This is a genomic window from uncultured Shewanella sp. (assembly GCF_947497935.1).
Lineage (GTDB): Bacteria > Pseudomonadota > Gammaproteobacteria > Enterobacterales > Shewanellaceae > Shewanella.
Genome location: NZ_CANMIO010000020.1, coordinates 16260 through 38561, shown reverse-complemented (window position 1 = coordinate 38561; position 22302 = coordinate 16260). Strand labels below are relative to the sequence as shown.

Annotated in this window: 20 protein-coding genes; 13 read left to right on the top strand and 7 right to left on the bottom strand. The window is 43.2% G+C overall.

Annotated features, from left to right (window positions below):
- Nucleotides 1–60: 60 nt before the first annotated feature.
- Nucleotides 61–738 (top strand): ribosome biogenesis GTP-binding protein YihA/YsxC, encoded by a 678-nt coding sequence (gene yihA, locus Q1A86_RS17835; RefSeq protein WP_299809607.1) that lies wholly within the window; start codon nt 61–63, stop codon nt 736–738.
- 714 nt (nt 739–1452) lie between these two features.
- On the opposite strand, the gene polA is transcribed toward yihA, so the two are convergent.
- Nucleotides 1453–4212, bottom strand: a complete 2760-nt coding sequence (gene polA / locus Q1A86_RS17830) for a DNA polymerase I (RefSeq protein ID WP_299809604.1) — start codon at nt 4210–4212, stop codon at nt 1453–1455.
- 387 nt (nt 4213–4599) lie between these two features.
- On the opposite strand from polA, the gene elbB reads away from it, so the two are divergent.
- Nucleotides 4600–5253: an isoprenoid biosynthesis glyoxalase ElbB gene (gene elbB, locus Q1A86_RS17825; RefSeq protein ID WP_299809601.1), complete on the top strand. Its 654-nt coding sequence runs from the start codon at nt 4600–4602 to the stop codon at nt 5251–5253.
- A 113-nt stretch (nt 5254–5366) separates the two neighbouring features.
- On the opposite strand, the gene glpG is transcribed toward elbB, so the two are convergent.
- The 5 genes from glpG to Q1A86_RS17800 all read right to left on the bottom strand — a co-directional run bounded on the left by glpG (nt 5367) and on the right by Q1A86_RS17800 (nt 9840).
- A complete protein-coding gene (gene glpG, locus Q1A86_RS17820; RefSeq protein WP_299809598.1) occupies nt 5367–6206 on the bottom strand; it encodes a rhomboid family intramembrane serine protease GlpG in 840 nt (279 codons plus the stop codon).
- 20 nt (nt 6207–6226) lie between these two features.
- The gene (gene glpE, locus Q1A86_RS17815) at nt 6227–6535 is read right to left on the bottom strand and encodes a thiosulfate sulfurtransferase GlpE (protein ID WP_299809595.1); all 309 of its coding nucleotides are present in this window, start codon (nt 6533–6535) and stop codon (nt 6227–6229) included.
- A 112-nt stretch (nt 6536–6647) separates the two neighbouring features.
- Nucleotides 6648–7673, bottom strand: coding sequence for an L-threonine 3-dehydrogenase (gene tdh / locus Q1A86_RS17810; RefSeq protein WP_299809592.1), 1026 nt, complete (start codon nt 7671–7673; stop codon nt 6648–6650).
- A gap of 78 nt (nt 7674–7751) precedes the next feature.
- Nucleotides 7752–8948, bottom strand: a complete 1197-nt coding sequence (locus tag Q1A86_RS17805; protein ID WP_299809590.1) for a glycine C-acetyltransferase — start codon at nt 8946–8948, stop codon at nt 7752–7754.
- Nucleotides 8949–9198: 250 nt separating this feature from the next.
- A complete protein-coding gene (locus Q1A86_RS17800) occupies nt 9199–9840 on the bottom strand; it encodes a TetR/AcrR family transcriptional regulator (RefSeq protein ID WP_299809587.1) in 642 nt (213 codons plus the stop codon).
- Nucleotides 9841–10016: 176 nt separating this feature from the next.
- On the opposite strand from Q1A86_RS17800, the gene waaA reads away from it, so the two are divergent.
- Nucleotides 10017–11282: a lipid IV(A) 3-deoxy-D-manno-octulosonic acid transferase gene (waaA, locus tag Q1A86_RS17795; protein WP_299809585.1), complete on the top strand. Its 1266-nt coding sequence runs from the start codon at nt 10017–10019 to the stop codon at nt 11280–11282.
- A gap of 76 nt (nt 11283–11358) precedes the next feature.
- Here the strand turns inward: waaA and Q1A86_RS17790 are convergent, their stop codons facing one another.
- A complete protein-coding gene (locus Q1A86_RS17790; protein ID WP_299809582.1) occupies nt 11359–12090 on the bottom strand; it encodes a 3-deoxy-D-manno-octulosonic acid kinase in 732 nt (243 codons plus the stop codon).
- An 85-nt stretch (nt 12091–12175) separates the two neighbouring features.
- Here Q1A86_RS17790 and Q1A86_RS17785 point away from each other — a divergent pair, with 85 nt between their 5' ends.
- The 10 genes from Q1A86_RS17785 to gltS all read left to right on the top strand — a co-directional run bounded on the left by Q1A86_RS17785 (nt 12176) and on the right by gltS (nt 22192).
- Complete coding sequence (locus tag Q1A86_RS17785; protein WP_299809579.1) at nt 12176–13258, top strand: glycosyltransferase family 9 protein; 1083 nt, start codon at nt 12176–12178, stop codon at nt 13256–13258.
- A gap of 129 nt (nt 13259–13387) precedes the next feature.
- Nucleotides 13388–14401, top strand: a complete 1014-nt coding sequence (locus tag Q1A86_RS17780) for a hypothetical protein (RefSeq protein WP_367277932.1) — start codon at nt 13388–13390, stop codon at nt 14399–14401.
- A 2-nt stretch (nt 14402–14403) separates the two neighbouring features.
- The gene (locus Q1A86_RS17775) at nt 14404–15489 is read left to right on the top strand and encodes a glycosyltransferase (RefSeq protein ID WP_299809573.1); all 1086 of its coding nucleotides are present in this window, start codon (nt 14404–14406) and stop codon (nt 15487–15489) included.
- An 86-nt stretch (nt 15490–15575) separates the two neighbouring features.
- The gene (locus Q1A86_RS17770) at nt 15576–16583 is read left to right on the top strand and encodes a CDP-glycerol glycerophosphotransferase family protein (RefSeq protein WP_299809745.1); all 1008 of its coding nucleotides are present in this window, start codon (nt 15576–15578) and stop codon (nt 16581–16583) included.
- A 3-nt stretch (nt 16584–16586) separates the two neighbouring features.
- Entirely contained in the window at nt 16587–17576 is a 990-nt protein-coding gene (locus Q1A86_RS17765; protein WP_299809570.1) for a glycosyltransferase family 52, read from the top strand.
- Between the two features lie 38 nt (nt 17577–17614).
- Nucleotides 17615–18298: an acylneuraminate cytidylyltransferase family protein gene (locus Q1A86_RS17760; RefSeq protein ID WP_299809567.1), complete on the top strand. Its 684-nt coding sequence runs from the start codon at nt 17615–17617 to the stop codon at nt 18296–18298.
- Nucleotides 18295–19338, top strand: a complete 1044-nt coding sequence (locus Q1A86_RS17755; RefSeq protein ID WP_299809564.1) for an N-acetylneuraminate synthase family protein — start codon at nt 18295–18297, stop codon at nt 19336–19338. The genes Q1A86_RS17760 and Q1A86_RS17755 overlap by 4 nt, the downstream gene beginning before the upstream one ends.
- Nucleotides 19338–20465 (top strand): UDP-N-acetylglucosamine 2-epimerase, encoded by a 1128-nt coding sequence (gene neuC, locus Q1A86_RS17750; RefSeq protein WP_299809561.1) that lies wholly within the window; start codon nt 19338–19340, stop codon nt 20463–20465. The genes Q1A86_RS17755 and neuC overlap by 1 nt, the downstream gene beginning before the upstream one ends.
- A 190-nt stretch (nt 20466–20655) precedes the next feature.
- Complete coding sequence (locus Q1A86_RS17745) at nt 20656–20817, top strand: DUF2986 domain-containing protein (RefSeq protein WP_299809558.1); 162 nt, start codon at nt 20656–20658, stop codon at nt 20815–20817.
- 151 nt (nt 20818–20968) lie between these two features.
- Nucleotides 20969–22192, top strand: coding sequence for a sodium/glutamate symporter (gene gltS, locus Q1A86_RS17740; protein WP_299809556.1), 1224 nt, complete (start codon nt 20969–20971; stop codon nt 22190–22192).
- Nucleotides 22193–22302 lie beyond the last annotated feature (110 nt).

The window sequence follows — 22302 nt, the reverse complement described above, 5'->3', positions numbered from 1 at the left end:
AAAATGTAAGCAACTCTTCGATATTTAGCTAAGCAAGTTGATAAAATTTTGGAGTTAATTGTGAGTGAATCTCGTATCGATTTCCGTAAAGCAGAGTTTTTAATTAGTGCGCCAGATATTGCGCACTTGAATGAATATCTCCCTGGTGACGTTGGGGTAGAAATTGCGTTTGCGGGTCGTTCTAACGCGGGTAAGTCGAGTGCACTGAATTTACTGACAGAGCAGAAAATTGCTCGAACCAGTAAAACACCAGGGCGTACGCAGTTAATTAACGTTTTTAGGTTGGATAAACATCGCCGTTTAGTCGACTTACCAGGTTATGGTTTTGCTCAAGTACCTTTGGCGCTTAAGTTGAAGTGGCAGCAATCACTCGGTGAGTACCTGCTTAAGCGTGATTGCCTGAGCGGTGTTGTTGTACTAATGGACATACGTCATCCGCTAAAAGATCTTGATATGCAGATGATCGAGTGGGCAGTAGAAAGCCATATTCCTGTTTTAGCACTATTAACCAAGGCTGATAAGCTAGGGCAAAGTGATAGAATGAAGATGGTTAATTCTGTACGCAAGAAATTAAGCGAATTTGATGATGCGGTAAAGGTTGAGCCTTTTTCTTCATTAAAGGGAATTGGTAAAAGTAAGGTGCTGGGCATTCTCGATAGCTGGTGTAAGCCTGAGTGGCTGATGCAGCAAATTGAAGCCGATGCGATAGCGGCTCAAGCGGAAGCTGATAAAAAGTAACCTATTACCACTAAGCAAACTAATAAATAACGCTCCTTTTTAGGGGCGTTTTTTTTGTCTTTTTCGCTGGGAATTAGAAATTTAGGCAAAAAAAACCGACGGTATAAACCATCGGCATAAATTAGCTCTTTTGGGGAGAAGCTAAATTCAACAAGACTCAAGTTCAATCAAACATAGGTTGATATCGCTCAATGAACACAGCATAACTCGAATTTTGTTCAATTTAAAGTAATTACTCTAAAAAATATTTCAGACGAAAAAAAGCCCCAGCAAATTAGATTTGCTGGGGCGCCATAATTTGGCCATTTACTACAGAGTAGCAAACGTAAAAAAAGGTCTGAAAGATAGAACATCTTAACCTCTGTACCCTACGCAGAGAATATTACTCCATTAACCGTTATATGAAAAACTGTTTTTGTAAAAAACAAACAATAATGTGATGGATATCCCAAAGTGTGCTCAATAAAAATACACCCTTTGATCGCAAAGTTTCAGTTTAACAGCTGCATATCAATTATTTATATTGCGATATCCGCTTTTGGTCTCAGTGTGGTGTTTTGTCGTTATTTACTTTTTTGCGAATGGACGCGGTAGGGGCTTATTTATACGGTAAGCTAATTGAAGCGTTTGCAGAGCGATTAGTTGAGATGGATCGTTATAGTTTAGTGGCAATAAAAAGGGCGCTAATTAGCGCCCTTTTTAAGTTGAGATAAACTAGTGAGCTTGTTCCCAGTTGTCACCCAGTCCAGCTTCTGCCAGCAGTTCTACATCGAGTTTTGCCGCCGCGGCCATTAACTCGCACACCTTAGCTTGTAACTGCTCAGCCTTGGCTTCGTCGACTTCAAACACCAATTCATCGTGTACCTGCATAATCATGATGATTTCGCCGTCGGTTTCAGTTTCAATCCACTGTGCGATATTGATCATCGCCTTCTTGATGATATCTGCTGCCGTACCTTGCATCGGCGCGTTAATCGCAGCGCGCTCAGCAGCCTGACGGCGCATCGCGTTTCTGTCTTTAATCGCTGGTAAGTAGAGACGGCGACCAAATAGCGTCGATACATAACCAAGATCGGCGGCAATCGCACGAGTCTCTTCCATATACTTAAGCACACCAGGGTAGCGCTTAAAGTAAGTATCGATATAGCTTTGTGCTTCGGCTCTTGGGATATCTAGCTGCTTGGCTAGACCAAATGCTGACATACCGTAGATTAAGCCGAAGTTAACCGCTTTCGCACGGCGACGTTGATCTGAGGTGACTTCACTAAAGTCGACATCGAAGACTTCTGCTGCAGTCGCTTTATGAATATCTTTTCCTTCGGCAAAGGCGGTCAGTAAGCCCTTATCTTGTGAAAGGTGCGCCATAATTCTTAATTCGATTTGCGAGTAATCGGCTGCGAGGATTTTTTTACCCTCTGGTGCGATAAACGCGTGACGAATACGGCGGCCTTCTTCGGTGCGAATTGGAATATTCTGTAGGTTAGGCTCGCTTGATGATAAACGTCCTGTAGCGGCATTCGCTTGATGATAGCTAGTGTGAACACGGCCTGTTAGAGCATTAACCATTAATGGGAGTTTGTCGGTATAGGTGCTTTTTAGCTTAGCGAGACTACGATGCTCTAAGATGATCTTAGGCAGTGGGTAATCCAATGCTAGCTCTACTAGCACTTCTTCTGCCGTCGATGGTGCGCCTTTTGGTGTTTTCTTGATAACTGGGTAGCCGAGCTTTTCAAAAAACAGTTCTTGCAGTTGCTTTGGTGAGCTAAGGTTGAAAGGTTGCTCAGCAATCTCATGGGCTTTATGTTCTAGCTCATCAATCTTGCGCGCGAGTTCTTCACTCTGCTGACCAAGCAACATGCTATCGATTAAAACGCCTTGGCGCTCAATATCAGACAGAATGTTGACCAGTGGTAATTCAATATCTGTAAATACACTAGCAAGCTCAGTGTGCTTTTCTAGTCGTCCCCAAAGGTGCTGATGTAAACGTAGAGTAATATCTGCATCTTCTGCGGCATAAGGGGCTGCAGTGTCGAGTGGAATTTGGTTAAAGGTGAGCTGTTTAGCCCCTTTTCCTGCAATTTCTTCGAAACTAATGTTCTTGTGGCCTAGGTACTTAAGCGCTAAATCGTCCATGTTGTGCTTTGAAGCGACCGAGTTAAATACGTAAGACTCAAGCATGGTGTCAAATTGTACGCCACGTAGAGTAATACCAGCATTCGCAAAAATACTGATGTCGTACTTGAGGTTTTGGCCAACTTTTTTAACGGCCTCATCTTCTAGTAGTGGTTGTAGCTTTTCAAATACAATGGCTTTATCTAGTTGCTCTGGTGCACCGACATAGTCATGAGCGATAGGTAGATAAGCGGCTTTGCCAGCTTCAACTGCAAAAGAGATCCCGACTAGCTTAGCTTCCATATAGTTGAGGCTAGTGGTTTCGGTGTCGATGGCGATAAGCTCGGCAGCAGTTAATTTTTCAATCCAGCTATCGAGTTGCTCTAGGGTCAGAATAGTATCGTATTCAACTTCGATATCTAGCTTTGCTACCGGCGCGTCATCTTCTGATTCAGTGGTTGCAGCGGCTTGATCGCCCTTGTTGTCGAGCACTTCCGCTAGCCAGCGCTTAAACTCCATTTCGCCATAACACTTAACTAGCTCATCTTTATCTGCAGGTAAGATAGATAGCTGGTGCCAATCTTGCTCAAGCTCCACGTCTAACTTGATGGTTGCTAAATCATAACTTAACTTGAGCATGTCAGAGTGTTCAATAATTTTAGCTGGCATGGTCTTAGAGCCTCGGAATCCGAGCTCAGGCATTTTCTCAGGCGCCGCGAGGATCTGTTCAACACCACCTACACCAATTAGCATGGCTAGTGCCGTTTTTTCTCCTACTCCAGGTAAGCCTGGAATGTTATCGGCTTTATCACCCTGCAAGGCTAGCAGATCGATGATTAATTCTGGGCCCACGCCAAACTTTTCGGTGACCTCTGCAGGCCCCATGATGGTGTTAGTCATGGTGTTGATTAGCGTGACATTGTCATCAACCAATTGCGCCATGTCTTTATCGCCAGTACTGATAAGAACCGCGCGGCCTTCTTTACTAGCTTGAGTGGCGATAGTGCCAATTACGTCATCGGCTTCGACACCTGGAATGCACACCAGCGGTAAACCGAGCGCCTTAATGATTCGGTGTAGCGGCTCAATTTGCGTACGCAAATCATCTGGCATAGCTGGACGATGTGCCTTGTATTCTGAATACATATCGTTGCGGAATGTTTTGCCTTTTGCATCAAACACAACAGCCATTTGTGATGGCTTATATTGGTTAAGCAAGCTGCGAAGCATATTGATCACGCCGTAGACGGCACCGGTTGCTTCTCCCTTAGAATTCGTTAGGTGAGGTGGTGCATAGTAAGCGCGGTAAAGGTATGAAGAACCATCCACAAGAATTAAGGGGTTGTCGGCAATTTTTGGCATAGTTTAGTATTCGTTTATCGGTATTCGATGATGGCGCTAGCATGCCATATTAGGGCAATTTCGGCCACGTAAAAATAAGATACAGGTTGTGGATAACTCTGTGAATGGAACAGGGTAACTCGATCTTGATAAAAAAGAGGAATAAATGCGCGACAGGCTAAGTCTTTGATAAATAGCTAATAAAATTAAATGTGTGAAGTGAGTTTTATTTTTGCTATTTGAATTAATTATGTGGACTTTTTATTTTTATGCGTATTTCAAATCCATTCCTTGGTTAAATATTGGTCACTTGATAAAGTGTTGACCTAACTTAGCATGATAAATAATCTGATCAAGCAGTTTATTACGATTTTGTTAAAACAATATGATATATAAAGAGGCTTTTTAATGAAAAAAGTAGCAGTTCTTTTGAGTGGTAGCGGTGTTTATGATGGTACCGAGTTACATGAGTCGGTTTTAGCGCTACTGGAGATCACTAAAGCCGGTGCTAGTTACCAATGTTTCGCGCCAAATATCCCTCAATACCATGTCGTAAACCATTTAACTGGCGAGGTTGCGGAGAACGAAATCCGCAATGTATTGGTTGAATCAGCAAGAATTGCTCGTGGTGAAGTTAAAGCCGTTGATGAACTGAATATTGCCGATTTTGATGCTTTAGTGATCCCTGGCGGCTTTGGCGCTGCTAAAAATTTATGTGACTTTGCGGTGGCAGGCGCTGAACATTCGGTCGAACCCAGTGTTGAGCGCTTTATTTCACAGTTTGCCAGCACCCATAAGCCAGTAGGCTTTATCTGTATTTCGCCGATTATGATCCCTAAGCTTTATGGTCAGGGCGTTAGCGGCACGATAGGAGCTGATGAAGGCACTGCAGCGGCCTTTGAGTTGCAAGGTGGCCAGCATCACGCGGTCTCTGTTCACGATATTATGGTCGATGAACAGCATAAAGTGGTGAGCACGCCAGCCTATATGCTGGCGGATAACATTGTAGAAGCACATTCAGGGATTAGTAAGCTAGTCAGTAAAGTGTTAGAGATGGCGTAATCGTTATTCCATTTATTGTGAGCCTGCAGAGAGCGGGCTTATTATGGGACTTATACTAAAAGTGCTGAACAGATAAGCCTAGTTATCCTTGGTATGGATATTAGAGTGAGCAGCTAAAGCTTACGAGTTTTACTGTCGATAAAGCCTTGGATAACCCCAACGAGTAAACCACCAAGGTGAGCTCCGTTAGCGATAGATAAGCCAAACATATCGGTGAAACCAAAGACTAACCATAAAAGCATAAAGCCGATATAGGCTGGTGGCAGGCCGATGCCAGATTCGGGCCGTTTTACGCCCATGATCCATGTATAACCCACAACCGCATAGACCACGCCAGATAGACCACCAAAGCCAGGCCCCGCCATGTAGTACTGCAAGATATTGGGTAGCGTACCGCCAACGATTAACAAGATAAATAGTGGCGTAAAGCCGAGTTTATTCTCAATTTTACCGCCTAGATACCACCACCAGAGTAAGTTAAAGATGATGTGCATGGCTGAAAAGTGCAGCAGGCTAGGAGTAAATATCCGCCAGAATTCACTCAGTGTGGCAGAGGACGTAGCACCAAAAAAAGACAGGTGCTCGAAGATCGGGTTCGCAAAGCCAAGATTCATCGCTGCGTAGATAGCAGCGCAGGTGAAGAATACTAACAGGGTAAGCGGACCTGCCCCCGTTATAAACTGGCTGACCAATTGTAGACTCGGGTTACCATAATCGAGTTTGGTTTGAGTATTACCATTCTCCCAAGATGCTGCGAGATACTTTTCATCATAAGGGTTATGAATAAAGGCTTGGAATTCGCGGTGGGCTCTGTCGAAGTGATGCTGATCATGGATCATAACAGCTACACCTTGCTCGGTTGGCACCAGTTCACAGTCTATGTGTAGCCCTTTAAGGTAGTCAATGAGAGCCTGCGCTGCTCGGCTATTGGGGAGCCTGCCAATCTCAATCATTCGATTACCCTCACACTAGTTTAAAGGTTTGCTTGGTGCCAAGCGCTGTATCCACCGTCTAAACTGTAGACGTCATCAAAGCCTTGCTCATTGAGATAGGTGGCCGCACTTTGGCTGCTTATCCCATGATAGCAAACTACGATCAATGGTAAATCCATATCGGCGTCGCTAATATAGTGAGCTAAGTTTTCATTGTTTAGATTAAAGGCGCCGTCGATATGGCCCGCTTCAAAGCTTGCCGCATCTCTGATATCAATAATTTGCAGTTCTGCTGACTCTGCTTGCATCTGGATAAGTTGATTAACACTAAGGTGTTGAAACGCTGACATAGGAAACCTGTATTATTTGATAAGGGGAGATTGTGGCTGCAATACCAAAGATTGATGTATTACAGCCGCTCTTAGGAGCCAATAGTCACTGCTAAAACACAGTGGCTACAATCTAATCCCAGTTTAAGATAACTTTACCTGATTGGCCCGAACGCATTGCGTCAAAACCTTGCTGGAACTCATCGATACTATAGTGGTGAGTGATGATTGGTGAGATATCTAGCCCCGATTGTATAAGGCTTGCCATCTTATACCAAGTTTCAAACATCTCACGACCGTAAATGCCCTTAATGATAAGGCCTTTGAAGATCACCTTGCTCCAGTCGATCGCCATGTCGCCACCAGGAATACCTAGCATAGCAATCTTGCCGCCGTGGTTCATGGTATCGAGCATAGAGTGGAAAGCGCTTGGCACACCTGACATCTCTAGCCCCACATCGAAGCCTTCCGTCATACCAAGTTCTTGCATCACATCTTCAAGCTTCTCTTTGGCTACGTTAACAGCGCGAGTTGCACCCATTTTCTCGGCTAGCTCTAGACGATATTCGTTAACGTCAGTAATCACAACGTGGCGTGCGCCAACATGACGGCAAACGGCAGCAGCCATGATACCTATAGGGCCAGCACCCGTGATCAGAACGTCTTCACCGACGAGATCAAATGACAGCGCAGTATGCACCGCGTTACCGAATGGATCGAAAATAGAGGCTAAGTCATCAGAGATATCATCTGGGATCTTAAAGGCATTAAATGCAGGGATAACTAAGTATTCGGCAAAGGCACCTTCACGGTTTACCCCGACGCCAGAGGTATTACGGCATAGGTGAGTGCGTCCGCCACGACAGTTACGGCAATGCCCGCAAGTGATATGACCTTCACCAGATACGCGGTCACCAATAGTGAAGCCACGAACTTCTTGACCCATACCCACGACTTCGCCAACATACTCATGACCAACAACCATAGGCACTGGAATGGTGTTTTGTGACCACTCGTCCCAGTTGTAGATATGAACGTCAGTACCACAGATAGCGGTCTTACGAATTTTAATCAGTAGATCGTTGTGGCCCACCTCTGGCTTAGGCGCATCAACCATCCAGATGCCTTCTTCAGGCTTTAGCTTGCTAAGTGCTTTCATTTTATAACCTATTACAAGCCGGCTTAGCAGCTTGTTTAATGTCATGCAAAAAAGGGCTATACCTAGCCCTTATTGATTTTAGCTGATAATACCCATCTCTTTAGCGATACGGGTAAAGGCTTCAATTGCTTTGTCGATCTGCTCTTTGGTGTGGGCTGCAGACATTTGCGTACGAATACGCGCTTGGCCTTTTGGTACCACAGGGAAAGAGAAGCCGATGACATAGATGTTTTCAGTTAATAGGCGGTTAGCAAAATCACCTGCCAACTTGGCATCGCCAATCATCACAGGAATAATTGCATGATCGGCACCGCCAAGGGTGAAGCCTGCCGCTGACATCTTTTCACGGAAGTAACGGCTGTTTTCCCAAACCGCTTCACGCAGTGCTTGGCCGGACTTGAGCATCTCAAGTACATGGATTGATGCCGTCACAATTGATGGAGCTAATGAGTTTGAGAATAGGTAAGGGCGAGAGCGTTGACGTAACCAGTCGATGACTTCTTTTTTACCAGAAGTGAATCCACCCGATGCACCACCCAGTGCTTTACCTAATGTGCCAGTGATGATATCGACACGATCCATCACTTCGCAATACTCGTGAGTACCACGACCTTCTTGGCCAACGAAGCCCACAGCGTGTGAGTCATCGACCATCACTAGAGCGCCGTACTTGTCAGCAAGATCACACACACCTTTTAGGTTGGCGATAACGCCGTCCATTGAGAACACGCCATCGGTGGCGATCATGATGTTACGAGCCCCCGCTTCTTTAGCGGCAATAAGTTGCGCCTCTAGATCAGCCATATCGTTGTTAGCGTAACGGAAGCGCTTAGCCTTACATAAACGCACACCATCGATAATCGATGCGTGGTTTAGTGCGTCAGAGATAATCGCATCTTCTGCGCTTAATAAGGTTTCGAAAAGGCCTGCGTTAGCATCGAAGCATGAAGAGTAAAGAATAGTGTCTTCCATGCCTAAAAATTCGCTAAGGCTCGCTTCTAGTTGCTTATGGATATCTTGGGTGCCGCAGATAAAACGTACCGACGCCATACCAAAGCCGTGGGCATCAAGACCAGCTTGCGCTGCCTTGATAAGCTCTGGGTGGTTAGCTAAACCTAGGTAGTTGTTGGCACAAAAATTAATAACTTGGTCGCCATTAACTTCAATTGCAGTTTGTTGAGGAGAAACAATTACCCGCTCACTTTTATACAAGCCTTCGGCTTTTACGTCGTCAAGCTGTTGATTTATTTGGTCGTAGAATGAGGTTTTAGGCACCTTTATTCTCCTTAATTAGCATTATTTTGAGTATTGGAGTGCTGGCATTTTAACCCTAATTCGCGCGCCTCTACAGCCTTTTTTTAAGACTAAAATCGGGATTAATTAGATTAGGGAATACCTAGATTTTACATTAGTTAAACTAATGGTTAACTTCTGAGGTTTTAGTCGAGATAAAGGAAGGTGATGGCAACAGACGCTATAGTGAGCGCATGAAAGCTTGCTCATGCGCTTAGACTAAATGAAGCTGTTATTGCATTTGTGAGCGGTAGTGCTCTTCTAGTCTCACAAATGTGGCTTGTGAACTCGGTGTCGCGTAGGATTTAAACAACATGATTACCCGTAACAGGCCTTCATATAGCGACTCTTTGGTGATTGAGCCGATGTTTGACTGAGTTTGCGTTAGCTTATAGCTGATCCAAAAGCTGACTAGCATTTTTATGGTGTCGGCTAGAGGTTTAATATCTTCAGGATTAACTGCTAAGAAGCCATCTTGAGTCAACTTTTCTAGTACGCCGCTTGAGCGTTCAAGCACATCTTGTTGGGCCTTAAGGTAGCGGTTTTTTAAGGTTTCATCGCGGCTGAGAATATCGGCAAGATTGGCATACATGAAGCGGAACTGCCAAAGGGTATAAAACATCGCATCGAAATAGCCGACTAATAGATCAACATCGACCTCTTTATCGACATAAGGCTGAAAACCAGACTCGAGATGTTGCTCATAAAGGCCGAAAATCGAACGTATGATGTCTTCTTTATTGCGGAAGTGGTAATAGAGGTTTCCAGGGCTAATATTTAGGTGGGCGGCAATATGATTGGTTGTGATTGTTCTTTCGCCATGTTCATTGAACAGCTCTAAACTGGCTTGTACGATTCTGTCACGGGTCTTCATATTCATCCTAAATGATTAATATCCGGTATAATTAGCTCGGCAAATAATTGACCGCTTAATTGCCTTTATTATGCCTATTCCGTTTGAATTACACCTGTGTAATTACGTTAAGGCCTGACTATCATGTTAGCATTAACGCAATTGTTCAAGTAAAACGCAAGAAAGTAGCAAATTTGATGAATCGTACCCTCTATTCGATAGTTTTATATTTAATTACTCCGCTGTTGCTGGTGTATCTTGCGATGCGCGCCTTTAAAAGCAAAGATTATCGTGGCCGCTGGAATGAGCGTTTTGGTTTTAAATCATTAAAGCAAACCGACCTCTTGGTGCATTCGGTGTCTATGGGGGAAACCTTAGCGGCGATTCCCTTAATCAAACAGATCCAGCAGCAATATCCCAAGCTGAGTATTACCATCACCACCACTAGCCCTACAGGTTCAGCTGAAGTTGTTCGTGCTTTTGGCACCAGTGTGCAGCACTGCTATTTACCATTCGACTTGATGTGGTGTGCACTGCGCTTTGTTAAACAGTTGACCCCTAAATACTGCATTATTATGGAAACAGAGCTTTGGCCAAACTTGATCCATTATCTTAAACAGGCTGATGCTAAGGTGTTATTGGCAAATGCGCGCTTATCGCAAAAGTCAGCCGATTCATACCGTAAGCATCAAAAGCTGACGGCACCTATGCTAAAGCAACTCGATGGTATTGCGGCGCAGTCACTGCAGGCTGCTGAGCGTTTTATCGCTTTAGGTGTGGCAAGTGAGCGAGTAACGGTTTGTGGTAGTTTGAAGTTTGATATCTCAATTGATCAGCAGCGAATTGAAACCGCAAAAGCACTTAGGGCTCAGTGGCAGGCAACGGATAAGCCCGTTTGGGTGGCGGGTTCTGTCCATCCTGGTGAATTTGATTTGTTGATTCAGGCGCATCAACAGTTGTTGGTCAGCTACCCTGATGCGCTAATGGTTATGGTGCCACGACATCCAGAGCAGTTTGATGCCGCGGCGCAAGCAATTAAGTCCGCAGGCTTGAGCCTCGCTAGGCGCAGTAAAAGCGACGCGGTATCAGGCGATACGCAAGTTGTATTGGGTGATACTATGGGGGAGTTGCTGACCTTTTATGGCGCCGCCGATCAAGCTTTTGTTGGCGGTTCATTAATTGTACACGGTGGTCATAACCCACTTGAACCGGCTGCTATGGGATTACCTGTGATGATGGGACCTAACTATCGAGACTTTATTGAAATAACAGGATTACTGGAGTCGGCAGGTGGTTTACAGGTTGTCGATTCGGCTCAAGCGCTGGCGCAAAATTTGATTCGGTTGTTTGATGATAAGCTGGCTTATCGCCAAGCGAGTGAAGCGGCAAAAGCTGTGGTTGAGCAGAACCGTGGCTCGCTAGTTAAGCAGTTGGCGGTGGTGGCTTCGTTTATTAAGAGTTAGTGCGGCGTGCCACAGATAAAAGCACAAAAAAGGTCTGCATTGATGCAGACCTTTTTGATTCAGTTTAACTCAAAAGTCACTGATTGAGTTTGGCTTGATAAGCCTGATGCAGTTGCTGCCACTTCTCTTCGGTAAATGCTAAATCTGGCTGTTTACCCAGCTCCTTTCTAAATGAGCGTAGTAGGCGACTCATGTTAGCTTGCTGCCACTGACTATTGGGTTTCCTTAGCTCGCCGCGATCAAAGTCAATCAGGTAAAACTTATCGTCACAGATAAGAATATTCTTCGCATTAAGATCGGCATGATAAACGCCATGATTATGAAACTCGGCAATCGCTTCACCGAGAGTTTGCCACTGCTCTGTCGACATAGTGGCTTTACTCAGTCTAGCGACTAAGTCTTCTGCGCCTTCAACCCGCTCAATGATTAAGTCTGCTCGATAAAATAGACCTGAGCGTTCAACATTGGCCGCGATGGGCTTAGGCACCGCAAAGCCTTGCTCATACAAGGCTTCTAATAAAGCGAGCTCAGCTATTGCGCGGGTTTTCTCTAAACCGGTAAATAGATATTGATCACGGCTGACTTTTTCTATCAAACCACCACGATAGTAGTGGCGAAGTACCCATTGATTTTGTTCGCTAGCAACACTGTTAGCATCGACGAACCAAGTGGTATAGCGCCCCTTTGATGAACCAGTTATTGCAGATTTCTCACGCCAAAAGTCAGCGCCGAACCAAGTTGGTTCGATGTCGGATGGCGTATATTGGCAATAAGCGATGCTGCCTTTGGCGGTTTTTTTAAACTTCATAGATAGAATTGTAAGCTAAAGCGTGGAACCTGCAGGCATTCTACATTAAGATCGGTGAATTGCGCTAAATAACCTTCGAGCACTAATGAGCTTATCAACTTCAAGTGACAATCAGAACTTAAAATCAAGCAGCTTAGACTTAAGTCAGGCTGAGTCTTTATGCCTTCTGAGGCTATCAGCAATAGGCGATGTTTGCCATGCGGTGGCTATGGTGCAAGCGATACAGCGTCGTTACCCGCAGCTTAAGATCACTTGGATCTTAGGTAAGGTAGAGTATCAGCTGCTTAAACATCTTGAGGGCGTGGAGTTTGTGATTTTTGATAAGTCACAGGGCTGGCGCAGTTATTTCAACTTAAAGCGAGCGCTCAAAGGTCGTAAATTTGATGTATTACTGCATATGCAGATTGCTTTGCGAGCGACGATCGCATCGCTAGCTATATCGGCAAAAGTGCGTATTGGCTTCGATCGTTTCAGAGCGAAAGAAGGGCAGTGGTTAGTGACTAATCATCATATCGAGCCACAGGCGACCCCTCATGTTTTAGACGGTTTTATGGGCTTTGCTAAGGCTGTCGGGGTAACTGATTTGTCTCCACGCTGGAATATTCCGGTTCCTGCAGGCGATAGTGAGTTTGCCGAAGCGCTAATTCCCACAGGCACGCCTGTGTTGGTTGTTTGCGCTGCCGCCAGTAAAGCTGAGCGAAACTGGTTACCTGAGCGGTATGCTGCAATTGCAGATCATGCAGTAGCGAAAGGTTATCGAGTGATTTTATGTGGTGGTCCAACACCACTTGAAAAGGAACTGGCTGAAAATATCCAGAGCGCGACTAAATCTGTATTAGAAAATCAAGTGGGTAAAACCTCCTTGCCACAGTTACTGGCAATACTTAAACAAGCGAGTGTGGTGTTAGCGCCTGATACTGGTCCTGCACACATGGCTGTTACCCAAGGCACACCAGTGATTGGTTTATATGCGCATTCAAATCCTGGACGAACCGGCCCATATACCTGTTTAGGTTCAGTGGTTAGCGTTTACGATAAGGTCATTGCCGAGCAGCATCCTGGTAGATCTATTCCTTGGGGCACTCGTGCTAAGGGGAGTGATTTGATGGAGAGAATCGATGTTGATAGTGTTATTGCTCAGCTAGATGGCTTGTTAGAACAACCATAAGCATAAATTTTTGCTAGTATGCCCGTAGCATAATGCTTCTTCGTAGTTTGATGAGTTGACTCAATGCCCTTAAGATCTCCAAAATTTCTATTTGTACCAGTATCCTCTTCTGAGGGGGTGGGTGAGTACATGCGATCATTGATTGTTGCTAACGAAGTTAAGCGTCGCTGGCCCGATGCGACGATTCAGTTTATCTTAAGTCGTCATGCACCTTATGCTTCAAGCTGCCCCTTTCCTGCAGCGCTTTTAGACGATACTCCAACAAAAAATATTAAAGCGGTGAATGACTTTATGTCTTTCTTCCTGCCAGACTTTGTCATCTTTGATGCATCTGGTCGACGCTCTCAATTGGTGCATGCGAATAAGCTAGGCGCAAAAGTGATTTTTATAAGTCAGCATAAGCGCAAGCGCAGTAGAGGAATGAAGGTACTACGAGCGCGGGTAACTGATAGCCATTGGGTGGTACAGCCTGAATTTGTTATCGGTCCAATTAATTGGCTAGACAGACAAAAATTGAGGTTAATCGAAAAGCCAGAGCCAAAGGTGATTGGGCCTATTTTCGTTAATCCTAACCCCATAAATCAAGCCGCTCTTCTAAGCGAGTATGGCCTAACTGCCGGCGAGTTCATCTTACTCAACGCAGGCTCGGGAGGGCACACAAATAGTCGAGGCTTTATTGTTGAAGAGTTTGCGCTAGCGGCTGCGAGTATTTATCAAGCTACGCAGCTCCCCTGCGTGATCGTCTATGGGCCTAACTATCCTAATGATATGGTTGAGGCTGAAGGGGTTACAGCGATAAAAGAGTTGAATCATGGTGAGTTAATCGATCTGCTCGATGCTGCCAAAGTCGCTGTGCTGAGTGGGGGAGATACTTTACTGCAGGCAATCGCGCTGAAGAAGCCAAGCTTATCGGTTGCGGTATCGAAAGATCAACATTATCGGCTAAAGGTCTGTAAAGATAGTGGATTAACCGTCTCTAGTGACAGTAAGGCACAGCGGATATCGGATGGACTAGTAAAGTTGATTGAAGCTGAAAACCTGTTGAAATTAGAAACGGCTTTGGCAAGTTGTGAGTGTATTAACGGCCTAGATATGGGGATGAATATCATCACGGAGTTATTCCATAAAAAATTCGGAGACTAGTAATGAGGATTGCAATCGCGATTGATAGTTTGGCTGGTGGTGGTGCTGAGAAAGTGATGCTAACACTGGCTAAAGAGTTTACTGAGATGGGACATGAAGCCCATTTTTTAGTGATGATTGATAGCGTTGCATTTGATATCCCTCCGAGTTTGCCTGTTCATGTCTGTTTTACGAAAGAAGATAAAGATTTTGATCGTGCTTTCCGATTCAAATTTGCAGTTTCTAGGTTGAGAAAGAAGATTGATAATATTGAAGCTGAATTTGGAAAGTTTGATCTATTTTTATCCAACTTAGATAAAACTAACCGCTTGATGGTGAAAACTGAGGTTTCACCATTGTTTGTGGTGGTGCATGCCTCTGTAGAGGAGGAGCTAATACGGCACGCTAAGCTGGGCCCTTTTGCTTATTTAAATAAGTTTTGGGCTAAAAAAGCATTAAATGGGCAGCATCTGGTGACGGTGTCAGAAGGGATTGCCAATGAAATTGTACGGACTAAGCGTATTGAGCCCGCTTCGATAAGGTGTATCTATAATCCGTTTGAGTTCGATGATATTACTGCGCTATCACAGCAGAAAGCTCAAGAGATCCCCGATAGCGATTATTTGATACACATTGGGCGATATGTAAAGCAGAAGCGTCATGATGTGCTGTTTCAGTCAATGGCTAAAATGAAGAGCCAGATCCCAGTAGTGCTTTTGTGCCATAAGCCTAAAAAGGCGCTTAAAGCTGCTAAGAAGTTTGGTGTGGAGCATAGGGTGATTATTCCAGGGTTTCAGTTAAATCCATTTCCTTGGATTAAAAATGCCAGAGCCTTGGTGTTGAGTTCTGACTTTGAGGGCCTACCGACCGTTTTAATTGAGTCATTAGCCTGTGGCACTCCTGTGGTCAGTACCGATTGCCCTCATGGGCCGCGCGAAATTATGAGCGGAGAGTTGGCAAGGTTTTTAGTTCCTCGTCGCGATCCAAATGCCTTGGCAAGTAAATTAGATGAAGTATTAGTAGGGCCACCAAAATTGGTAGAAGTCGATATTTTAGCAAAAGTACAAGCAGCACGGATTGCTCAAGAATATTTGGCGTTGGTTAAATAAACATTGAAGAGTTTGTGAGGGGAATTGTTGTGAGTGCGAACAACAAACGTTATCTATTATATATAGCGCAGAATTATTCATACGCCATGTTGAGGCCTCTGCAAGCCGTTATTCTGGCTAGAGGCGATGAAGTTTGCTGGTTTTTAGAAGGGAATGAGGTCGATCCTGACTTCTTAAAGCCAACAGAGAAACGACTCTTAACCATTGAGCAGGTCAAATCTTGGAAGCCTGACGCGGTGTTCGTTCCTGGTAATGTTGTGCCGCGTTTTATTCCTGGTGTTAAAGTGGGTGTATTCCATGGCTTTAATGCAGGCAAGATGAATCATAGAGGTCGTGAAGATCACTTTGAAATACGTGACTGTTTCGATCTCTACTGTACTCAAGGGCCAGCAACAACCTTACCTTTTGAGGAACTTGCCGACAAATTTGGAACCTTTAAAGTGGTTGAAACCGGCTGGCCGACACTTGATCCTATGTTTAAGGAGGGTTTAGAGCGACCTTATGATGTGGAGGGTGATGACAGGCCAGTTGTTCTATTTTGTTCGACATTCTCTCGTAGTTTATCCTGTGCACCAGTAGTTTATGAGCAAATCAAGACATTATCTCAACAAGGAGATTGGCGTTGGTTGGTACAGTTCCATCCTAAGATGGGTCAAGAGATCGTTGATAAGTATAAGGCGCTTGAAAACGAAAATCTGACATTTGTTGAAACGGATAATGTGTTGCCGTTATTGAAAGCAGCAGATGTGATGCTGTGTGATACTTCATCGATTTTGATTATGTTTTTACTACAGGGTAAGCCTGTAGTGACCTTTAATAATCAAACTCATAGTTCACACCTAGTCAATGTAGAAGAACTGGATGAAATCCAGCCAGCGATAGAGAAAGTACTGGGACGACCTACAGAGTTGATGGCTGAGATAGAACGCTATTGTGGTGACATCCACCCTTTTCGAGATGGACTATCTAGTGAGCGTGTTTTAGCGGCTACTGATAAGTTAGTTGAAAATGGTACAGATGATCTTAAACCTAAGCCTATGAACTTGTTGCGTCATCTTAAGATGCGTAAGAAGCTAGGTTATTGGAAATTGTAAATAATGAATGTCTTGGAAAAAATAGGTGTAAGTACAGATCGAGTGTTGGTATTTGAAAGTACCTATTACAGTTTATTTCTGTATCTTTTATGTGATCCAAACTGGAGAGAGAAAGACTTTCTAATCTTCGGTGATCGAATTTCAATTGAGTTTATTGAAAGATTGAAAAATTTTACTAAGGTTTTGGAGGATAGTTACCAATTTATACCAAAGCCTATGCCAAAAATACTCAATAATCCATATAACTATATTTCACGAAAAATTGCTCAAAAGAAACTTTTTTCGCAGTATGACATCTGCATTGGACATGCTCGACAAATTAATAATTGGTTAATCGACATTAAGCGAATTCAAATTGAAGACGGTACTGCCACACACTATGAATTGGCACATGGTGACAAGAAACGTGGGCTTGTTGATATATTGTGTTTAAAAGAGCCCAATAAAGTCAGTCGGATCGATCATTTCGTCGTCTCGAAACCAATTCATTTACTACCAGCATTTGAAGGGAAAGTTGTTGTTATCGACTTCTTCAAGTTGTGGGCTGGTAAGGATTTTAAGCAACAGTCAGAAATATTAGATATTTTCAATGTGGCAGCCTCGGATTTTAGCTTAATAGATCAAACATGCAGCATATTGTTCACCCAACCTTGGAGTGAGTCTAATAATTACACAGAGATTAAAAAAGTAAATGGTTACAGAAGGTTGGTGCAGGAGCTTGGAGTTGATCCATCAAAGCTTGTGATAAAGCCACACCCACGTGAGGTCACTGACTACCAGCATCATTTTCCAGAAGCTATAATATTGAAATCTAGTTTCCCCTGCGAGTTGATGCCTATTTTAAATGTTCGCGTGAACAAAGTGATATCCTTAAGTTCTACGGCCGGTAATTGTTTTGATGGTTTTTGCGAAGAGATTATCTATGCTGGGGCACCTGATTACTTTGAGATGCCTCCGAAGCTAAGACATTCTATTACGAAATTAGGCTTGTAAGCCTAATTGTAATTCTGATAAATACGAATGAAAGTATAATGAATATAGCATTGATTACGGCAAGAGGTGGCTCCAAGGGGCTGCCAAGAAAAAATGTGCTCCAGTTAGGCGGCAAGCCACTTATCGGTTGGACAATTCAAGCTGCCATTCATTCCTCTGGAATTGATATGGTATTTGTATCGACTGAAGATGAAGAAATAGCTGAAATAAGTAAGCATTTTGGAGCATTAATAATTCCAAGACCTCAAGACCTTGCTAAAGACACTTCTACCAGTGAGTCAGTTATTGAGCATGCAATTGGTTATCTCTCGGAGCAAGGTGTTCAGATGGATACAATGACTTTGTTGCAACCAACATCACCCTTAAGAACATCTATGCATATAGATAATGCATTTCAATTGTATAAAGACAAAGCAGCTAATCTTGTACTAGGGGCCTTTGAGCCTGCACATACGCCAATAAAAGCTTATAGGCAAATGGAGGACGGCTCAATTACGGGCTTATTTAGTCCTGGAGCTCCATATATGAGGCGACAAGATTTACCAAAAGCATATCAACCGAATGGTTCGCTTTATATTTTTGATATAAAAGAGTTTATGAAGAACAAGCAAATACCTAGAGATAATGTGTTTCCATTCGTAATGTCTGAAAAAGAATCTGCAGATATTGATACAATTGATGATCTGCTAAAAGTTGAACAAATTTTGAGAGAAGTAATATGAACAATCCAGTATTTGATATTTGTGGACGTAAAGTTGGTTTAGATTACGACCCTTTAGTGATTGCAGAAATTGGTATTAACCATGAGGGCTCTTTACAAGTGGCTTTTGAGATGGTTGATGCTGCTGTTGAAGCTGGAGCAGAAGTTATCAAGCACCAGACTCATGTTGTTGAAGATGAAATGAGTAGTGAAGCTAAGAGTGTAATTCCTGGCAATGCCGATGTATCAATTTACGAGATTATGGCTAGATGTGCTTTAAATGAAGATGATGAAACAAAACTTAAGCTGTATGTTGAATCAAAGGGCGCGATTTTCATTAGCACTCCTTTCTCTCGAGCTGCAGTCTTAAGGTTAGAGCGGATGGGTGTTCCTGCTTATAAAATTGGTTCTGGTGAGTGTAATAATTACCCACTATTAGAACTTATCGCGAGTTTGGGGAAACCAGTTATCTTAAGTACTGGGATGAATGACATTGCGTCAATTTCTAAAGCTGTCAACATTTTCAGAAAGCATAAAACACCATTTTGCCTATTGCATACGACAAATTTATACCCAACTCCCGATCAGCTTATTCGTATAGGAGCAATGGAAGAGTTGCAACGTGAATTCCCTGATTCGGTAGTGGGGTTGTCTGATCATAGTGTTGATAACCTAGCATGTTTGGGAGCTGTTGCTTGTGGAGCGTCGGTGCTGGAAAGGCACTTCACCGATAGCAAAGATCGCTCTGGTCCGGATATCTGTTGCTCTATGGATATACAAGAGTGTAAAGAGTTAATTACCCTGTCTAAACGAATGAAGCAGATGCGAGGTGGTCAAAAAGAGGCTGCAAAAGAAGAGCAGGTAACGATCGATTTTGCTTATGCAAGTGTTGTATCTATAGCAGAAATTAAGGCTGGTGAAAGCTTTTCAACTGAAAATATTTGGGTAAAAAGGCCTGGGACTGGTGATTTTTTAGCTGAAGATTATGAATCTTTACTTGGTAAAATTGCGAAACAAGATATCAAGTTTGATACTCAAATAAAGAAAGAGTCGATAGAGTAATGCAGTGTAAATCAATCCTTTTCTTAACAGGTACCCGTGCGGACTTTGGAAAGTTAAAGAGCTTGATCCAGAAAACAGAATCGATGAAAGGTATGGAAGCTCATCTATTCGTTACTGGCATGCACATGCTTGCAAAGTACGGAATGACTGCTATTGAGGTCGAGAAGTCAGGTTTCAAATCTATTTATAAATATATAAATCAGAATAATGAAGATTCAATGGATATTGTTTTATCAAAAACAATTCATGGTCTATCTGATTATGTAAAAGAATTGAAGCCTGACATGATAGTAGTACATGGAGATAGGGTTGAAGCATTAGCTGGAGCCATTGTTGGGGCGTTGAATAACATTCTGGTTGCTCATATTGAAGGGGGCGAGGTTTCAGGTACTATTGATGAGCTTATACGGCACTCTGTATCTAAAATGGCTCATTTGCATTTTGTATCAAATCAAAGTGCAAAATCTAGGTTGTTGCAGTTAGGTGAGAAATCAGATTCTATTTTTATCATTGGTTCTCCAGACTTAGATATTATGAAATCTGATACTTTGCCAGACTTAGAGGAAGTAAAACAATATTACGAAGTGCCTTTTGATGACTATGCTATTGTTATGTTTCACCCCGTAACAACTGAAGTCGACCAACTGAAGGAGCACGTTTCGTCTTTAAGGCAAGCGTTAGAGTCAACTAACAAGAATTTGATTATTATCTATCCGAATAATGACCATGGATCTAGCATCATTATTGATGAGTTACTTCCATTAGCGGAACAGCCTAATGTGAGGATGTTTCCTAGTATTCGATTTGAGAGTTTTTTGACTTTATTAAAGTATTCTAGATGTATTATTGGTAACTCTAGTGCGGGTGTCAGAGAGGCGCCTTTCTACGGATTACCTTCTATTAATATAGGAAGCCGTCAAAATGGTCGCTCGGCTGCGAAGTCTATTTTTAATGTTTCAACAGAGGCTGATGAAATTTCAAAGGCCATAGAGTTAGCTTACCAAAGTGATTTTGAACCTGAAACGGAGTTTGGTATTGGTGATAGTGATGTGATGTTCGTGAGTGCTCTAACCTCTGAAGGCTTCTGGGAAACGAGTAAGCAAAAATTATTTGTTGATATTAGTTAATCAAGGCCCTTCTTATAAAATTAGATCGTGAGCAGCTTTTAGGTCAAGGTAGGCCACTAACGGATCCTTAACTTAGCTGCTTTTTTGAGGCTCGCCTGTTAATGATAACTAGCAACTAATTTGTTTTATAAAAATGCGTCGAAACAACTATAATCAAGCTGCCTATTTCGTATTTATGTAGAAAGTAACAATGAACCGCACTAAAAAAATCACCTTAAAACACATGAGCAAGCTAAAAAAAGCCAATGCTAAGCTGCAAAATAGCAACAAGCCTAAGTACATTTCTAAGGCAGAAAGAGCTAGATTGGAGGCTGTAGAAGCGGAAAAACTTGAACAAATAGACAGCGAATAGAGTGTTTGTTGCGCAAAAAGTCACTTTTCATGATCCAGATGCCATAATTCCGACACGGCTAATATTATTTACCCTAATGAATATGACAGAATAGCCGGCTAATTTTGGTTTTGTAGGTTGTTTACTACAAAACCTAACGGATAGGAGTTTCATGAATACTGTATATTCAATCGGAGAACTAGAATCATTTTTGGTCGCCATCTTGGTATTGTTTATCGGCCACTCAGTTAATCGCCACGTTCCTTTTTTCAAAAAGTACAATATCCCAGAGCCCATTATCGGCGGCCTGGTCGTTGCAGCAGTTATCACTGTTCTTCATTTTCAGAACATTACACTAGCCTTTTCTTTGCCTATGCAAAATACGCTAATGCTGATGTTTTTCAGCACCGTGGGTCTTGCTGCCAGTTATAGACTGCTCGCCCGAGGTGGTAAAAAAGTCTTCATTTTTCTTGGTATCGCCTCGATTTACATCATATTGCAAAATGCGGTAGGCGTTAGTTTGGCGGCGGCGCTAGGCTTGGAACCATTGATGGGCTTAGTTGCAGGTTCTATTACTCTTTCAGGCGGACACGGTACCGGTGCGGCTTGGTCGCAGACGTTTGCCGAGCAGTACAATATGAACACCCTAGAGTTCGCCATGGCTGCAGCAACATTTGGCCTGGTGATGGGCGGTATCATTGGTGGCCCCGTGGCACAAAGGCTCATTGATAAGCACAAACTGGAATCTTCCTACGGTATTGGTGGTAACCATCATAAGGACCATCCAGACCTAGTCACCTATGATCAGTTGGAAATTGATAATGTTACCGCGAAGAGTGTGTTAGAAACTCTGTTTATCATCATGCTATGCGTGGCAGGAGCTAAATGGGTTAGCTACTTGGTGGCCAGTTTCGATATAAGCTGGTTGAAGATGCCTGACTTTGTTTATGCACTATTTCTGGGGGTAATGATCACTAACCTCACCGAGATGACTCGCGGTTATAAGATGAATAATGAGTGTGTCGACATCTTAGGTACGGTGGCGTTATCTCTGTTCCTGGCTATGGCGTTAATGAGCTTAAAGCTATGGGAAATCTTTGATCTAGCGATTCCACTACTGATTATTTTAATCGTACAGACTGTCGTGTTAGCTTGTTTTGCCTATTTTGTGACATTCAGAGTAATGGGATCGAATTACGATGCGGCAGTAATGGCAGGCGGGCATTGTGGTTTTGGTATGGGCGCTACGCCGACAGCGGTTATGAATATGGGAGCGCTTGTTTCCCGTAATGGTCCTTCACCTCAAGCCTTTATGGTGGTGCCCATTGTTGGTGCTTTCTTTATCGATATTGTTAACTTAGTCGTTCTACAAGGCTATATCAGTTTTATCTTGTAGATATTTGACACCGTCTATTCCAAAAACAGGGTAACTGACAAGGCACGCATTAGCGTGCCTTTTTTATTGACAGCCAATAGGCAATGGTGTTGCTAGCCTATACGTAAGGC

Bases quoted from the DNA above. Each gene is read 5' to 3' on its own strand.
- polA (WP_299809604.1), bottom strand. From the start codon at position 4,212: ATGCCAAAAATTGCCGACAACCCCTTAATTCTTGTGGATGGTTCTTCA.
- elbB (WP_299809601.1), top strand. From the start codon at position 4,600: ATGAAAAAAGTAGCAGTTCTTTTGAGTGGTAGCGGTGTTTATGATGGT.
- glpG (WP_299809598.1), bottom strand. From the start codon at position 6,206: ATGATTGAGATTGGCAGGCTCCCCAATAGCCGAGCAGCGCAGGCTCTC.
- glpE (WP_299809595.1), bottom strand. From the start codon at position 6,535: ATGTCAGCGTTTCAACACCTTAGTGTTAATCAACTTATCCAGATGCAA.
- tdh (WP_299809592.1), bottom strand. From the start codon at position 7,673: ATGAAAGCACTTAGCAAGCTAAAGCCTGAAGAAGGCATCTGGATGGTT.
- Q1A86_RS17800 (WP_299809587.1), bottom strand. From the start codon at position 9,840: ATGAAGACCCGTGACAGAATCGTACAAGCCAGTTTAGAGCTGTTCAAT.
- waaA (WP_299809585.1), top strand. From the start codon at position 10,017: ATGAATCGTACCCTCTATTCGATAGTTTTATATTTAATTACTCCGCTG.
- Q1A86_RS17790 (WP_299809582.1), bottom strand. From the start codon at position 12,090: ATGAAGTTTAAAAAAACCGCCAAAGGCAGCATCGCTTATTGCCAATAT.
- Q1A86_RS17785 (WP_299809579.1), top strand. From the start codon at position 12,176: ATGAGCTTATCAACTTCAAGTGACAATCAGAACTTAAAATCAAGCAGC.
- Q1A86_RS17780 (WP_367277932.1), top strand. From the start codon at position 13,388: ATGCGATCATTGATTGTTGCTAACGAAGTTAAGCGTCGCTGGCCCGAT.
- Q1A86_RS17775 (WP_299809573.1), top strand. From the start codon at position 14,404: ATGAGGATTGCAATCGCGATTGATAGTTTGGCTGGTGGTGGTGCTGAG.
- Q1A86_RS17770 (WP_299809745.1), top strand. From the start codon at position 15,576: ATGTTGAGGCCTCTGCAAGCCGTTATTCTGGCTAGAGGCGATGAAGTT.
- Q1A86_RS17765 (WP_299809570.1), top strand. From the start codon at position 16,587: ATGAATGTCTTGGAAAAAATAGGTGTAAGTACAGATCGAGTGTTGGTA.
- Q1A86_RS17760 (WP_299809567.1), top strand. From the start codon at position 17,615: ATGAATATAGCATTGATTACGGCAAGAGGTGGCTCCAAGGGGCTGCCA.
- Q1A86_RS17755 (WP_299809564.1), top strand. From the start codon at position 18,295: ATGAACAATCCAGTATTTGATATTTGTGGACGTAAAGTTGGTTTAGAT.
- neuC (WP_299809561.1), top strand. From the start codon at position 19,338: ATGCAGTGTAAATCAATCCTTTTCTTAACAGGTACCCGTGCGGACTTT.
- Q1A86_RS17745 (WP_299809558.1), top strand. From the start codon at position 20,656: ATGAACCGCACTAAAAAAATCACCTTAAAACACATGAGCAAGCTAAAA.
- gltS (WP_299809556.1), top strand. From the start codon at position 20,969: ATGAATACTGTATATTCAATCGGAGAACTAGAATCATTTTTGGTCGCC.